At 67.2% G+C, this 13,095-nt stretch carries 13 protein-coding genes; 8 read left to right on the top strand and 5 right to left on the bottom strand.

Going from position 1 to position 13,095, the window contains the following annotated elements:
• Positions 1-256 precede the first annotated feature (256 nt).
• Positions 257-898 (top strand): META and DUF4377 domain-containing protein, encoded by a 642-nt coding sequence (locus tag E5K04_RS15580; protein ID WP_168929257.1) that lies wholly within the window; start codon positions 257-259, stop codon positions 896-898.
• A 43-nt stretch (positions 899-941) separates the two neighbouring features.
• Here E5K04_RS15580 and E5K04_RS15575 read toward each other — a convergent pair whose 3' ends face one another.
• Positions 942-1,517, bottom strand: coding sequence for a YqiA/YcfP family alpha/beta fold hydrolase (locus E5K04_RS15575; protein WP_136555771.1), 576 nt, complete (start codon positions 1,515-1,517; stop codon positions 942-944).
• Between the two features lie 117 nt (positions 1,518-1,634).
• Here E5K04_RS15575 and metH point away from each other — a divergent pair, with 117 nt between their 5' ends.
• The 3 genes from metH to E5K04_RS15560 all read left to right on the top strand — a co-directional run bounded on the left by metH (position 1,635) and on the right by E5K04_RS15560 (position 7,010).
• Positions 1,635-5,360, top strand: a complete 3,726-nt coding sequence (gene metH / locus E5K04_RS15570; RefSeq protein ID WP_136555770.1) for a methionine synthase — start codon at positions 1,635-1,637, stop codon at positions 5,358-5,360.
• Positions 5,357-6,244 (top strand): DUF2971 domain-containing protein, encoded by an 888-nt coding sequence (locus tag E5K04_RS15565; protein ID WP_136555769.1) that lies wholly within the window; start codon positions 5,357-5,359, stop codon positions 6,242-6,244. Before metH ends, E5K04_RS15565 begins: the two co-directional genes overlap by 4 nt.
• Positions 6,245-6,383: 139 nt before the next feature.
• On the top strand, positions 6,384-7,010 hold the full coding sequence (locus E5K04_RS15560; protein ID WP_136555768.1) for a LysE family translocator: 627 nt from the start codon (positions 6,384-6,386) through the stop codon (positions 7,008-7,010).
• A 4-nt stretch (positions 7,011-7,014) separates the two neighbouring features.
• Here the strand turns inward: E5K04_RS15560 and E5K04_RS15555 are convergent, their stop codons facing one another.
• Positions 7,015-7,650 (bottom strand): exopolysaccharide biosynthesis protein, encoded by a 636-nt coding sequence (locus E5K04_RS15555; protein ID WP_136555767.1) that lies wholly within the window; start codon positions 7,648-7,650, stop codon positions 7,015-7,017.
• A gap of 148 nt (positions 7,651-7,798) precedes the next feature.
• Between E5K04_RS15555 and E5K04_RS15550 the strand changes: the two genes are divergently transcribed.
• The 3 genes from E5K04_RS15550 (at position 7,799) to E5K04_RS15540 (ending at position 9,323) form a co-directional block, all read left to right on the top strand.
• Positions 7,799-8,470, top strand: coding sequence for an HdeD family acid-resistance protein (locus E5K04_RS15550; RefSeq protein WP_136555766.1), 672 nt, complete (start codon positions 7,799-7,801; stop codon positions 8,468-8,470).
• A 112-nt stretch (positions 8,471-8,582) separates the two neighbouring features.
• Positions 8,583-8,798: a YdcH family protein gene (locus tag E5K04_RS15545; RefSeq protein WP_136555765.1), complete on the top strand. Its 216-nt coding sequence runs from the start codon at positions 8,583-8,585 to the stop codon at positions 8,796-8,798.
• Between the two features lie 102 nt (positions 8,799-8,900).
• Positions 8,901-9,323 carry a DUF721 domain-containing protein gene (locus E5K04_RS15540; RefSeq protein ID WP_136555764.1) on the top strand — a complete coding sequence of 141 codons (423 nt, stop codon included), beginning with the start codon at positions 8,901-8,903 and terminating at the stop codon, positions 9,321-9,323.
• A gap of 80 nt (positions 9,324-9,403) precedes the next feature.
• On the opposite strand, the gene E5K04_RS16700 is transcribed toward E5K04_RS15540, so the two are convergent.
• A complete protein-coding gene (locus E5K04_RS16700) occupies positions 9,404-9,928 on the bottom strand; it encodes a hypothetical protein (RefSeq protein ID WP_168929256.1) in 525 nt (174 codons plus the stop codon).
• 15 nt (positions 9,929-9,943) lie between these two features.
• Between E5K04_RS16700 and E5K04_RS15535 the strand changes: the two genes are divergently transcribed.
• Positions 9,944-11,077, top strand: coding sequence for a methyl-accepting chemotaxis protein (locus tag E5K04_RS15535; RefSeq protein WP_168929255.1), 1,134 nt, complete (start codon positions 9,944-9,946; stop codon positions 11,075-11,077).
• Between the two features lie 64 nt (positions 11,078-11,141).
• Here the strand turns inward: E5K04_RS15535 and E5K04_RS15530 are convergent, their stop codons facing one another.
• Together E5K04_RS15530 and cysW are read right to left on the bottom strand one after the other, a co-directional pair.
• Positions 11,142-12,206: a sulfate/molybdate ABC transporter ATP-binding protein gene (locus E5K04_RS15530; RefSeq protein ID WP_136555762.1), complete on the bottom strand. Its 1,065-nt coding sequence runs from the start codon at positions 12,204-12,206 to the stop codon at positions 11,142-11,144.
• Positions 12,207-12,231: 25 nt separating this feature from the next.
• Entirely contained in the window at positions 12,232-13,092 is an 861-nt protein-coding gene (gene cysW / locus E5K04_RS15525; RefSeq protein WP_136555761.1) for a sulfate ABC transporter permease subunit CysW, read from the bottom strand.
• Positions 13,093-13,095 lie beyond the last annotated feature (3 nt).

The following is a 13,095-nucleotide window of genomic DNA, read 5'->3' as shown; positions in this document are numbered from 1 at the left end:
ACCATGATGGTGTTCGGCGACGCGAAGAAGGTGGTCGAAGACCTGGTCAAGGGCGCCGAGCACTAAGCCCGCCGCCCGTCTACACAAGCCGCAGCGTCCGTGCTGCGGCTTTTTTCGTTTGCCGCGGCCATATTCCTTAACAGACGGCTTTTGGCCGGCCGGCGGTTCGCGCTTACAATGCGTCCATCAGCATCGTCTGATCGACGACGCGCACCCGGCGGCCAGAATCGCCGCAACAAGAATGGAGACTTCCCGCATGAGCCTTTCCCGTTACTCCGCGATGCTCACCGCCTCGCTGCTGGCGACCGCCTGCGCGTCCACCCCCAGCCAGGCACCGCTGTCCGGCCGCTGGCAGGCGGACGACAGCAAGGTCCAGCTGCAACTGAAAGACGGCAAGCTGAGCGCGAGCGCCGGCTGCAACCGCCTGTTCGGGCCGGCGAGCGTCGAAGGCGGCCGCCTGGTCGTCGGCAACCTGGCCGGCACCATGATGATGTGCGCGCCGGAAGAGATGGCGGCGGAAGACGCGCTGAAGAAGCTGCTCGCCAGCCGCCCGCAAGTCGAACAGAAGGACGGCCGCCTGCTGCTCAAGGGCGACGGCCGCACGCTGGCCCTGAACGCGATGCCTGCGCTCGACGGCGGCAAGACCCGCTTCATCTATGTGCAGGGCAAGACCGCGCCTTGCGTCGGCGTCGCGCCGATGCAGTGCCTGCAGGTGCGCGAGGACAAGAACGCGCCGTGGCAGCACCACTACGGCCAGATCGAGGGCTTCACCCCGGAGGCGGGGCTGAACTACCGCCTGCGCATCAAGGAGTTCGACGTGGCCAACCCGCCGGCCGACGCGCCGTCCAGGCGCTGGGTGCTCGACATGGTGGTCGAGTCCGAGGTGGTCAAGCCGTAAGGCTTGTTTGCCACAACAAGAAGCGCGGCGAGCCGCGCTTTTTTCATGCCTGATGCCCGGCGGCGAAGCGGGCGACCCCAGGTAGCAGTTGCGGCCAGCGCGCGAGGCGGTGGTCGTCGTGGTTGAGCACCGTCTGCCGGGCGCCGGCGAAGTGGCGCGCGGCGAGCCGCCAGTCGAGCACCTCGTCGGCGCTGCCGAGCACCAGCCAGTAATGCGCGGGGTTGGGGCGCGCCACGTACATCGCTTCGAGCGCCGCGCGGTCGGCCTCACCCAGCGTGAAGCGCTCGCCGCTGTACGGGTTTTCGTGCTCGCCGTAAAAGGCGTCGAAGCGCTCGAACGGGCGCACCGAGGGGTTGATCAGCACTGCCGGCAGGCCGTGCCGCTCGGCCAGCGCCGTCGCGTAGAAGCCGCCCAGGCTGCTGCCGATCAACAGCGGCGGCTCGGCAAGCCCGGCGAGCACGCGTTCGGCCTGCGCGAGCGCCTCTGCCGGGTGCGGCGAGAGCGCCGGGCAGAGCAGTTCGGTGCCGGGCGCGTGGCGCGCGAGGAAGCTGCGCGTCTCGGTGACCTTCAGCGAGCCGGGGCCGGACTTGAAGCCGTGCAGGTAGAGCCAGTGGGCCATGGCAGCCTTTCCGGACGGCGGTTCCGTCCTGATAATCAAATGTTCTAATGCGGGCGCTGAAACGAACATTCATGATGATAAGATAGCCGGTGATAAAAACCACCCAGCGTCTGTCCCATGCCTAGCCACCGTCCACAGCACCCCATCGCCGCAGCGCTTGCCTCGCGCATCCTTGTCCTCGACGGCGGCATGGGCACGATGATCCAGCGCCACCAGTTGCAGGAAGCCGACTACCGCGGCGAGCGCTTCGCCGACTGGCCGCAAGACCTCAAGGGCAACAACGACCTCCTGGTGCTGACCCGTCCCGACGTGATCGGCGGCATCCACCAGGCTTACCTCGACGCCGGCGCCGACATCATCGAGACCAATACCTTCAACGCGACCTCGGTCGCGATGGCCGACTACGGCATGGAAGCGCTGGTGCACGAGATGAACGTGGTGGCGGCGCGGCTGGTGAAGGACTTGTGTGTCGCCCAGACCGCGAAGGATCCGGCCAGGCCGCGCTACTGCGCCGGCGTGCTCGGGCCGACCAACCGCACCGCCAGCATCAGCCCGGACGTGAACGACCCGGGTTACCGCAACGTCGACTTCGACACGCTGGTTGCCGCGTATACCGAGGCGGTCGACGGGCTGGTTGAGGGCGGCGCCGACCTGTTGCTGGTCGAGACCATCTTCGACACGCTGAACGCCAAGGCGGCGGTGTTCGCGATCCGCCGCTATTTCGACGAACACCCTCAGATCGCGCCGCTGCCGGTAATGGTGTCGGGGACGATCACCGACCAGTCCGGCCGCACGCTGACCGGGCAGACCACCGAGGCGTTCTACAACAGCCTCGAGCACGCCGACGCGCTGTCGTTCGGCCTCAACTGCGCGCTGGGGCCGGACTTGCTGCGCCCCTATGTGGCCGAGCTTGCGCGGGTGTCGGCAAGCTACGTGTCGGTGCACGCCAACGCCGGCCTGCCCAACGCCTTCGGCGGCTACGACCTGACGCCGGCCGAGATGGGCACGCATGTGCGCGAGTGGGCCGAGTCGGGCCTGATCAACATCGTCGGCGGCTGCTGCGGCACCACGCCCGAGCATATCGCGGCGATCGCCCGGGCGGTGGCGGGGGTGGCGCCGCGCGCGCTGCCGGACATCGAGCCCAAGTGCCGGCTGTCCGGCCTCGAGCCCTTCAATATCGGTGACCACGACCTGTTCGTGAACGTCGGCGAGCGCACCAACGTCACCGGCAGCCGCGCGTTTGCCAAGCTGATCCTCGCCGGCGACTACACCGCCGCGCTGGAGGTGGCCCGCCAGCAGGTCGCCAACGGCGCGCAGGTGATCGACGTCAACATGGACGAGGGCATGCTCGACGCGAAGGCGGCGATGGTGCGCTTCCTCAACCTGCTCGCCGCCGAGCCGGACATCGCGCGGGTGCCGGTGATGATCGACTCGTCGAAGTGGGACGTGATCGAGGCCGGCCTCAAGTGCGTGCAGGGCAAGGGCGTGGTCAACTCGATCTCGCTGAAGGAAGGCCGCGACAAGTTCGTCGAGCAGGCGCGCCTGCTGCGCCGCTACGGCGCGGCGGTGATCGTGATGGCGTTCGACGAGCAGGGACAGGCCGACAGCTACGCGCGCAAGGTCGAGATCTGCGAGAAGAGCTACCGCATCCTGGTCGACGAGGTCGGCTTCCCGCCGCAGGACATCATCTTCGACCCCAACATCTTCGCGGTCGCCACCGGCATCGACGAGCACGCGCGTTACGGCCTCGACTTCATCGAGGCGACCGGCTGGATCCGTCACCACCTGCCGCACGCCAAGGTCTCCGGCGGCGTCTCCAACGTCAGCTTCAGCTTCCGCGGCAACAACAAGGTGCGCGAGGCGATCCACGCGGTGTTCCTCTACCACGCGATCAAGCACGGCATGACCATGGGCATCGTCAACGCCGGCGCGCTCGAGGTGTACGACGAGGTCGACCCGGAACTGCGCACCCGCATCGAGGACGTGGTGCTGATGCGCGCGCCCGCCGACGGCGGCGACGCGACCGAACACCTGATCGCGCTGGCTGAGCGCTTCAAGGGCGACGCGAGTGCCGGCAAGGCCGAAGACCTGGCGTGGCGCGCGTGGCCGGTGCGTAAGCGCCTCGAACACGCGCTGGTCAAGGGCATCACCACCTATATCGTCGAGGATACCGAGGAAGTCCGCCTGGAGTGCGAGCGGCCGATCCACGTGATCGAAGGCCCGCTGATGGACGGCATGAACGTGGTCGGCGACCTGTTCGGCGCCGGCAAGATGTTCCTGCCGCAGGTGGTGAAGTCGGCGCGGGTGATGAAGGCGGCGGTCGCCCATCTCGAGCCCTTCATCGAGGAAGAGAAAATCCGCCTGGGCCTCGCCGACGCGCCGGCCAAGGGCGTGATCGTGATGGCGACGGTGAAGGGCGACGTGCACGACATCGGCAAGAACATCGTCGGCGTCGTCCTGCGCTGCAACAACTACCAGGTGATCGACCTGGGCGTGATGGTGCCCGCGCAGAAGATCCTCGACACCGCGCGCGAGGTCGGCGCCGACATCATCGGCCTGTCCGGGCTGATCACGCCGTCGCTCGAGGAAATGAGCCATATCGCCAAGGAAATGCAGCGCCAGGGCTTCACGCTGCCGCTGCTGATCGGCGGTGCGACCACCAGCCGCGTGCACACCGCGGTGAAGATCGCCCCGCACTACACCGGCCCGGTGATCTACGTGGCCGACGCCAGCCGCGCGGTCGGCGTGTGCTCCAACCTGCTCTCCGACACCCTGCGTGACGGCTTCGTCGCCGAAGTCGCCGCCGACTACGCGGCGGCGCGCGCGCAGTTCGAGGGGCGCGGCGAGGCAAAGCTGCTGCCGATCGACGAAGCGCGCGCGCACAAGTACAGCGCCGACTGGGCCGCGTACACGCCGCCCAAACCGCGCTGGCTCGGCGTGCGCCGTTTCGACGACTACCCGCTCGCCGAACTGGTGCCGTATATCGACTGGACGCCGTTCTTCCAGAGCTGGGAGCTCGCCGGCCGCTACCCGGCGATCCTTAACGACGCGCTGGTCGGCGAGTCGGCACGCAGCCTGTTTGCCGACGCCCAGGCCATGCTTGCGCAGATTGTCGAGGGGCGCTGGCTGACTGCGCGCGCGGTGGTCGGCCTGTTCCCGGCGGCCAGCGTGGACGACGACGATATCGAACTCTACGACCCGGACAGCGGCGAGACGCGCCTGCGCTGGGTCGGCCTGCGCCAGCAGCTCGTCAAGACCGCCAAGGACGGCGGCGGCCAGCCCGACTGGGCGCTGGCCGACTTCGTCGCGCCCAAGGGCTCGGGCGTGACCGACTACCTGGGCGCGTTCGCGGTGACCGCCGGCATCGGCATCGACGCGCATGTCGCGCGCTTCGAGGCGGCCGGCGACGACTACTCGTCCATCCTGCTGAAAGCCCTGGCCGACCGCCTGGCCGAGGCGTTCGCCGAGCGCATGCACGCGCGGGTGCGCACCGAGTTCTGGGGCTACGCCGAGGGCGAAGACCTCGACAACGAGGCGCTGATCGACGAGCGCTACCGCGGCATCCGCCCGGCGCCGGGCTACCCGGCGTGCCCGGACCATACCGTGAAGGCGGGGCTGTTCGAACTCTTGGACGCGCCGGGCATCGGCATGCAGCTGACCGAGGGCTACGCGATGCTGCCGGCGGCGGCGGTGTCCGGCTTCTACTTCAGCCACCCGGACAGCCGCTACTTCGGCGTCGGCAAGCTCTCGCGCGACCAGGTCGCCGACTACGCGCAGCGCCGCGGGGTGAGCATCGCGCAGGCCGAGCGTGACCTCGCGCCCAACCTCGGCTATATCGCATGAGCGCGCCAGAACAGGTGGGTAAGGACCTGATGAAAGAGCGGGAGGAGCTGTTGAGAAACAGCATTCCCGTTTACCGGTTTCAGCCAGATGAGTGTATTCGGCTTTCAGAGCTTGAACAGGGCAGACTGTGGCTGTCAGATCCGGCTAGGTTCAATGATTTGTGGGATTTGAATCTGCCGATCGAGAATCGGACAGAACGGGGCCCGTATGGCGATGCCGGCCCAGACCGGCTGAAGTCGGTCTTCTACGCCTTGTGGGACGGCAATCCTAGTTTTTCCAAGAGTGACCGAACCCACGCCGGACGGTTTTATAGCGATGAGCTATTGGATGTACTGCAAAACTGGATTGCCCCAGAGTTCGTTGAACTGAAGCCTGATGCTGAAGAAGAACAGCTGATTAAGGCATTCAAAGATCGGATGAAGCAGTTCGGTGTCGCCTGCTTTACATCGGACTGGCGAAATCGCTTGATGTGGGCGCATTACGCGAGCAGCCATCAAGGTTTTTGTATCGAATACTCAGTCATAAAAAATAAAGTAGCTGCTGACGACAACAGTCCGTTCCAGCCGTACCAAGTGCAATACCTATCCGAAGTGCCGGAGCTTTGCCTGTCCGAACTGCTGTTTTCTCCACATCAGGCCGTCGGCCGCTATCTGGCCACCAAGCATGTCGACTGGGCGTACGAGAAGGAATGGCGGCTGGTGAGCTTCGAGCATCAGGGCGAGTGCGCGCAGATGCCTGATGGCATGCAAATTTCGGCCTTGATCGCCGGGCGCAAAATGCCTGTCGCGTTGCAGGCACATTTGCAGCAAACCGCAAGCCGGCTCGGGGTGCCTGCATTAAAAACTGTGAACGAACATGGTGAAGAGACGCTGACGCCATTTTAGAAAGCAGGCTCCGCCTGATCTGTAGCGCCGCTGGGTCTGTTTCCGCCAACCGGTCGCAGCTTCGGCTGCTGGCGGGTGCAAGCCATGATTTTCACGATAAAAACGCGGGCGCAGACCCGCGCAAGACAGGGAGAAACCGATGTTTCCGTTTGAAGTGTGGCTCGCGTATACCGCGGCCTGTGTATTGCTGATCGTCTCGCCCGGCCCGGACAACCTGCTCGCGATCGGGCGCGGGCTGAGCCAGGGCTGGCGGGCGGCGCTGGTGTCGTCGACCGCGTCCGGCGCCGGCATCCTCTTCCACGTGCTGCTGGCGACCTGCGGGCTGACGCTGCTGATGAAGACGTCGATGCTGGTGTTCTGGATCGTCAAGGGGCTCGGCGCCGGCTACCTGCTGTGGCTGGGCATCAAGGCGCTGCGCACGCGCTCCCTGATCAGCTTCGAGCCCGCCGCGCGCCAGCCGATGCGGGCGATCTTCCTGTCCGGCCTGCTCTCGGCCGTGCTCAACCCCAAGCCCGGCCTGTTCGTGCTGGCCTTCATCCCGCAGTTCGTCAGCCCGACGCGCGGCGACGCCAGCGTGCAGATGCTGATCTACGGCGCATGGTTCGCGCTGCTCACCACCGTGGTGTTCGCGCTGATGGGCGCGTTCGCGTCGCGGCTGGCGGGGCTGTTGCAGGCGCGGCCGCGGGTGGTCGCCGGCCTCAATATCGGCGCCGGCAGCGCCTTCGTCGCCGCCGGGCTGTCGGTCGCCACGCTGAGCAACAAGTAAGCCGCTACAGGCGCTGCAGCCAGTTGGCAGCGCTATCGACGCCGGCCTTGCCGGCGACGGACAAGCCCCACCACAACAGCGCGGTGCTCGCCGCGCCGGCGACGGTCGCCGCGTAGCCGGCGAGCAGCAGCGCGCCGTCGCGCAGGCGCAGCCCCAGCGTCAGTAGCACGATGGCGGCGGCCGGCACCACGTTGTCGAAGCTCACCAGCGGCACCGGCGTCAACAGCGCCAAACCGGCGACCGCGAGCATGCCGGCGTTGGCCGCGCGCATCGGCGCGCCGGACAGCACCCGCCAGCGCGGGCGGGCGACGCGCTCGAGCAGCCCGAACACCTTCCTCTGCAGCCGCGCGATCAGCGCGGGCAACACCGCCGGCAGCCGCCGCTCGGCGAGCCAGGCCGGCAGCACCATGGCCTGCCCGCGCAGGTAGGCGAGCGCCAGCAGCACGGTCAGCACGCCCAGCGTGGTCGACATGCCGGGCAGCGCCGCCGGCAGCAGCATGGGCAAGGAGAGCAGCGCGACGCGGTCGAGCTGGTGGCGCGGGTGGCGGCCGACGGCGTCAGCGACGCGGGCGTCGGCAGGTGGCGCCGCGTGCAGGCGGCGCCACAGGGCGGAGGGTCGGGTACGCGGCATGGTCGTCATGGTCAGGGTCTGCAGCAGACATAGAGATGACGGGCGGGTGGAAGTTCCCGCCGCGTGCGCGGCTGTGGCCGGCACCGGCGGCAAAGCGCCGTGGCGCGCCCTATAACGGTACGGTCGATACTCAATCGTTCTGGCTTAGGAGCGCGAAATGTCCCGTTTACCATATTCTGTACAGTTGTTCGGCAAGCTGACCCGCTACTGGGCGGGCCTGCTCGCGATCGGCATCCTCTACCTGATCGGCGGTTCGATCGGCGTGTTCGCCAGCGTCGCGTACACGGTCGGCGCGGTGCTCGCCGTCGGCGCCCTGCTGCTGGCCGGCGCGGCGCTCAAGCTCTATAGCGCGGTGTTCCACGGCGCAGGGTGGAAGAGCCGCGGCGTCGCGGTGCTGATCGCGCTGATGTACGCGGCGGCCGGCATCCTGATGGTGCTGCAGCCGCTGTTTTCGGCCGAGTGGCTGACGCTGATGATAGGCGGCTTCCTGATCGCGGTCGGCTTCATGCGCGCGATCGCCGGCACCCAGCACCGCCCCGAGCCCGGCTGGGGCTGGGTGGTCGCCGGCGGCGTGCTGTCCATCCTGTTCGGCCTGTACATCCTGGTGACCTGGCCGCTGTCCGGCCTGTGGCTGATCGGCCTCGCGGTCAGCTTCGAGCTGATCTTCGACGGCTGGAGCGCGGTGTTCATTGCGCTGGCCGCGCGCCGCGTGCACGAGGCGCTCGAGCGCGCCGAAAAGCAGGCCGACAGCCAGCCGCAGGCCAAGACCGACGACAGTGTGCCGGTCGCCGGTGGCAAGGTGGACGGCGGCACGGCCAGCGGTGCTTGATGTAAGTCAAACGTCATCGCTGGCGGGCGCGGGCAGCCGGCGTGCCAGTGGTATGATTTAGTCATACGAAGGGCGGCCGCACCGCCCGCCTTATCCACGCAGGAGAGAACCCATGTTTCCCGAATACCGCGAACTGATTTCCAAGCTGAAGACCGAAGACGCGCACTTCGCCCGCCTGTTCGACGAGCACAACGCGCTCGACCAGCAGATCAAGAACATGGAAGAGGGCATCACGCCTGCGACCGGCGAAGCGGTCGAGCTGCTGAAGAAGCAGAAGCTGCACCTGAAGGACGAGCTGTACGCGATCCTGAAGAAGGCAGAAGCCTGAGCGCAGGCCACACGGCTTGCCAAAAACCCGGCGCCTGGCGCCGGGTTTTTGTTTGCGGACGCCGCGTTACAATGCGCACATCTGCCTGCATCCGAGCCTGCCATGGAATACCGCCCGCTCAACGCCCTGGTCCGCCAGGGGCCGCTCGCCCGTCTTGCCGCGATCGCCGGCGAGGCGCGCGCGCTCGACGACGCCTTCCAGCAGCAACTGCCGGCGGCGATCGCCGGCCAGTGCCACGCGGTGCGCATCCGCGACGGGGAACTGGTCGTGTTTGCCGACCACGGCGTCGCGGCCGCGCGGCTGCGCATGTTGGGCGACGGCCTGCTCGCCGCGCTCGCCGCGCGCGGTTTCACCGCGAGCCGCGTGCGGGTGAGGGTGGCGCCGCGCGTGCAGCCGCCCGCACGCGCGAAGACCATCGCGGTCGGGGCGGCCGGCGTGGCTGCCTTGCAGGCGGCGGCCGAGCAGGTCGACGACGCGGCGCTCGCCCGCGCGCTCTCGCGGATGGCCGCGCACCACCGGCGCTAATCAGGCATTTCATGCCTAATTTGAATAAAAGGAAAGTAAATCGATTTGATTTTGAACAAATGCATCCAATAGGCATTTGTTTATGATGGCACGCATTCACACTCAAAAGATCGGCAAACGTGATGCGCAGCCTCAAACTCTCTCATCGCCTGTATGGCAGCTTTGCACTGGTCGTCGCGTTGCTGCTTGGCGCAGGTTTCAGTACCTACGGTGCGCTGAATATTGTCCGCACCCAGTTGCTTGATATTCGAGAACTCAATCAGCCAAATTTGGTGCTGGCCAGCCAGATGCAGGTCAACCAGCTTGAGCAGCGCATCACGTTGCGCACGCTGCTGACGGCGCAGCCGGGGGCCTCTTTCCGGGAGATCGAGGACAAGGTCAAGCGCTTGCAGGACATTTATGACGGGCTTGAGCAGCAGTTGGCCGCCCAATTGAAGCACCCGAAAGCTCAGCCAAAAGAACGAGAGCTGGCCGCGAGCTTGGCTCAACTGCACGTCCGATCGGACAAACTGGTTGGCGAATTCATAGCTGAGTTGCGTGCAGGTGATGCGGCCGCCTTGCAGGTGGCCGTGGAGGCATTGGCATCCGTCAATGTCGAATGGCAAAGGCAGTTGCAGGAGTTGGCGAAATTTGAGGTGCAGTCGACCAACGAAGACACCGGGCGGGGTGTCGAGCAGATCGACACCGCGCTGTTGGTGCTGGCTGGAAGTTGTGCGCTGGCGGTGCTGCTGAGCATCATTGTCGGCGCCTTGCTGGTGCGGTCGATCATGCGTCCGCTGGACGAGGCGGTCGCTACCGCCGACGCGCTGGCCGAGGGCGACCTCGCGCGGCAGATCGTGATCAACCGTGACGACGAGCTTGGACATATGCTCGCCGCGTTGCGGGACAGCGTCGGCAAGCTCGCCGCGACGTTGCGCTCGGTGCAGGGTGCGACCAGCGGCGCGGTCGGCATGGTCGAGGAGCTGGCCGGCGCCGCCAGCCAGGTGCAGGTCGCCAGCAACCGCCAGTCGGAGGCGGCCAGCGCCAGCGCGAGCGCGGTCGAACAGCTGACCGTCAGCATCGCGACGGTGGCCGAGGCGGCCGACGACCTGCGGCAGAAGGCGCGGCAGAACCTCTCGCTCAGCCGTCAGGGCCTCTCCGAGATGGACTCGCTCGAGCGCGACATGGGCTCGATGCAGCAGGTGATCGAGCAGCTCTCGAGCTCGGCTCAGGACTTCATCGAGAACACGCAGGCGATCACCAAGATGACGCAGGAAGTGCGCGACATCGCCGACCAGACCAACCTGCTGGCGCTGAACGCCGCGATCGAGGCGGCGCGCGCCGGCGAGCAGGGCCGCGGCTTCGCGGTGGTCGCCGACGAGGTGAGGAAGCTCGCCGAGAAGTCGTCGACTTCGGCCGCCGAGATCGACCGCTTCAACGCCAAGCTCGGTGAAAAGTCCGCGTCGCTCGCTGGCATCGTCCAGCAGGGCGTCGATACGCTGGAAGCAAGCCGCGCGTGCAGCACCCGTGTCGCCGAGCTGTTCCACGAGAGCGACCGCGTGCTGCAGCAGGCGAACAGCGACGTCGAGCATATCGCCAGCTCGGTCGACGAGCAGCGCACCGCCAGCAGCGAAGTCGCGCGCAATATGGAACAGGTCGCGCAGATGAGCGAGGAGACCGCCGCCGCCATGCTGCAGATCAGCGCCAACGCGACCAATATCGCGCAGAGCGCGCAGGGCTTGAACAAGGAAGTGTCGGTGTTCCGGCTGGGCTGACCCGTGCCGTTACCCGCAAGAAGGGGCCCCGTGGGGCCCCTTTTCACATGGCGGCGCCGGTGTCTCAGATCGCGTAGTCGCCGCTGAACACCGCGAGCTTGCGGGCAGTCACGTACACCTGTTCGCCCGGGACCAGCGCGAGTTCGCGGAAGCGCTCCTTGCCGAGCACCACCTCGATCGCGTCGCCGCGCTCGGGCACCACCTCGACGCGCACCAGCGGGCCGACTGCGTGGATATGCTCGACGGTGCCGGCGGCCAGCGCGCCGTCGCGCGCGCGGGCGAGGTCTAGGTCGTGCGGGCGCACGTAGGCGACCGCCTGTTCGTTGCCGGCGGCGGCTTCGGTGCTAAGCGCGTGCGCGAAGTCGCCGTGGGTGAAGCGGCCGTCCTCGACGCGGCCGTGGAACAGGTTGACGTCGCCGAGGAAGCGGGTGACGAAAGGCGTCGCCGGCTGCTCGTAGATGTCGTCGGGGCGGCCGACCTGCTCGATATGGCCGTGGTCCATCACCACCACGCGGTCGGAGACTTCCAGCGCCTCTTCCTGGTCGTGGGTGACGAACACGCTGGTGATGTGCATGTCGTCGTGCAGCTTGCGCAGCCAGCGGCGCAGGTCCTTGCGCACCTTGGCGTCCAGCGCGCCGAACGGCTCGTCCAGCAGCAGCACGCGCGGCTCGACCGCCAGCGAACGCGCAAGCGCGATGCGCTGGCGCTGGCCGCCGGAGAGCTGCGCCGGGTAGGCGTCGGCCAGCCAGTCGAGCTGGACCATCTTCAGGAGCTGCATCACGCGCTCGCGGATCTCGCCGGCTTCCGGGCGCACCTTGCGCGGGCGCACCGTCAGGCCGAAGGCGACGTTGTCGAACACCGTCATGTGGCGGAACAGCGCGTAGTGCTGGAACACGAAGCCGACCTGACGCTCGGCCACATGCTGGTGGGTCGCGTCGCGGCCCTCGAACAGCACCTGGCCGGCGTCCGGCTGCTCGAGCCCGGCGATGATGCGCAGCAAGGTGGTCTTGCCGCAGCCGGAGGGGCCGAGCAGGGCGAGCAGCTCGCCCGATTCGACGGTCAGGCTTACCTTGTCCAGCGCGGTGAAGTTGCCGAAACGCTTTTCGATATTGCGGATTTCGATGCTCATCGTGTGTGTCCTCGGGCGGGCGGGCTCAAGCCAGCGCCTCGCGGGCCTGTTGGGTTCGGATCAGCGACGCGGCGTGCTGGCGCTCGATCCGCCATTCGACGTAGGTCTTCACCGCCAGCGTCACCAGCGCGAGCAGCGCGAGGATGGACGCGCAGGCGAAGGCGCCGACGAAGTTGTACTCGTTGTAAAGGATCTCGACGTGCAGCGGGATGGTGTTGGTCTCGCCGCGGATATGGCCGGACACCACGCTGACCGCGCCGAACTCGCCCATCGCGCGGGCGTTGGTCAGGATCACGCCGTAGAGCAGGCCCCACTTCACGTTGGGCAGGGTGACCCGCCAGAAGGTCTGCCAGCCGGACGCGCCGAGCACCAGCGCCGCCTGTTCCTCCTCCTGCCCCTGCGCCTGCATCAGCGGGATCAGCTCGCGGGCGACGAAGGGGAAGGTGACGAACACGGTGGCGAGCACGATGCCGGGCACCGCGAAGATGATCTGGATGTCGTGTTCGGCCAACCAGCCGCCGATGGCGCTGTTGACGCCGAACAGCAGCACGTACATCAGGCCGGCGACCACCGGCGACACCGAGAACGGCAGGTCGATCAGCGTGGTGAGCAGGCTCTTGCCGCGGAAGTCGAAGCGGGCGATCGCCCACGCGGCGGCCACGCCGAACACCAGGTTCAGCGGCACCGCGATGGCGGCCGCGATCAGCGTCAGCTTGATCGCCTGCCACGCCTCGTACTCGACCAGCGCCGCCGCGTACAGGTCCCAGCCCTTGGACAGCGCCTCCCAGAACACCGCCGCCAGCGGCACCACCAGGAAGAGGCCGAGGAAGGCCAGCGTCAGCGCGGTCAGCGCGAGGCGCACCGGGCGCGATTCGGTCGTCTGCATCGC

The sequence above is a fragment of the Crenobacter intestini genome (assembly GCF_004919095.1).
Classification (GTDB): domain Bacteria; phylum Pseudomonadota; class Gammaproteobacteria; order Burkholderiales; family Chromobacteriaceae; genus Craterilacuibacter; species Craterilacuibacter intestini.
The sequence above is the reverse complement of the archived record's forward strand: the minus strand, read 5'-3'. Positions and strand labels throughout refer to the sequence as shown.

What these genes read in the sequence shown, in the direction of transcription:
- metH (WP_136555770.1), top strand. Translation starts at nt 1,635, where the DNA reads ATGCCTAGCCACCGTCCACAGCACCCCATCGCCGCAGCGCTTGCCTCG.
- E5K04_RS15560 (WP_136555768.1), top strand. Translation starts at nt 6,384, where the DNA reads ATGTTTCCGTTTGAAGTGTGGCTCGCGTATACCGCGGCCTGTGTATTG.
- E5K04_RS15540 (WP_136555764.1), top strand. Translation starts at nt 8,901, where the DNA reads ATGGAATACCGCCCGCTCAACGCCCTGGTCCGCCAGGGGCCGCTCGCC.
- E5K04_RS15575 (WP_136555771.1), bottom strand. Translation starts at nt 1,517, where the DNA reads ATGGCCCACTGGCTCTACCTGCACGGCTTCAAGTCCGGCCCCGGCTCG.
- E5K04_RS15545 (WP_136555765.1), top strand. Translation starts at nt 8,583, where the DNA reads ATGTTTCCCGAATACCGCGAACTGATTTCCAAGCTGAAGACCGAAGAC.
- cysW (WP_136555761.1), bottom strand. Translation starts at nt 13,092, where the DNA reads ATGCAGACGACCGAATCGCGCCCGGTGCGCCTCGCGCTGACCGCGCTG.
- E5K04_RS15565 (WP_136555769.1), top strand. Translation starts at nt 5,357, where the DNA reads ATGAGCGCGCCAGAACAGGTGGGTAAGGACCTGATGAAAGAGCGGGAG.
- E5K04_RS15555 (WP_136555767.1), bottom strand. Translation starts at nt 7,650, where the DNA reads ATGACGACCATGCCGCGTACCCGACCCTCCGCCCTGTGGCGCCGCCTG.
- E5K04_RS15580 (WP_168929257.1), top strand. Translation starts at nt 257, where the DNA reads ATGAGCCTTTCCCGTTACTCCGCGATGCTCACCGCCTCGCTGCTGGCG.
- E5K04_RS15550 (WP_136555766.1), top strand. Translation starts at nt 7,799, where the DNA reads ATGTCCCGTTTACCATATTCTGTACAGTTGTTCGGCAAGCTGACCCGC.
- E5K04_RS15530 (WP_136555762.1), bottom strand. Translation starts at nt 12,206, where the DNA reads ATGAGCATCGAAATCCGCAATATCGAAAAGCGTTTCGGCAACTTCACC.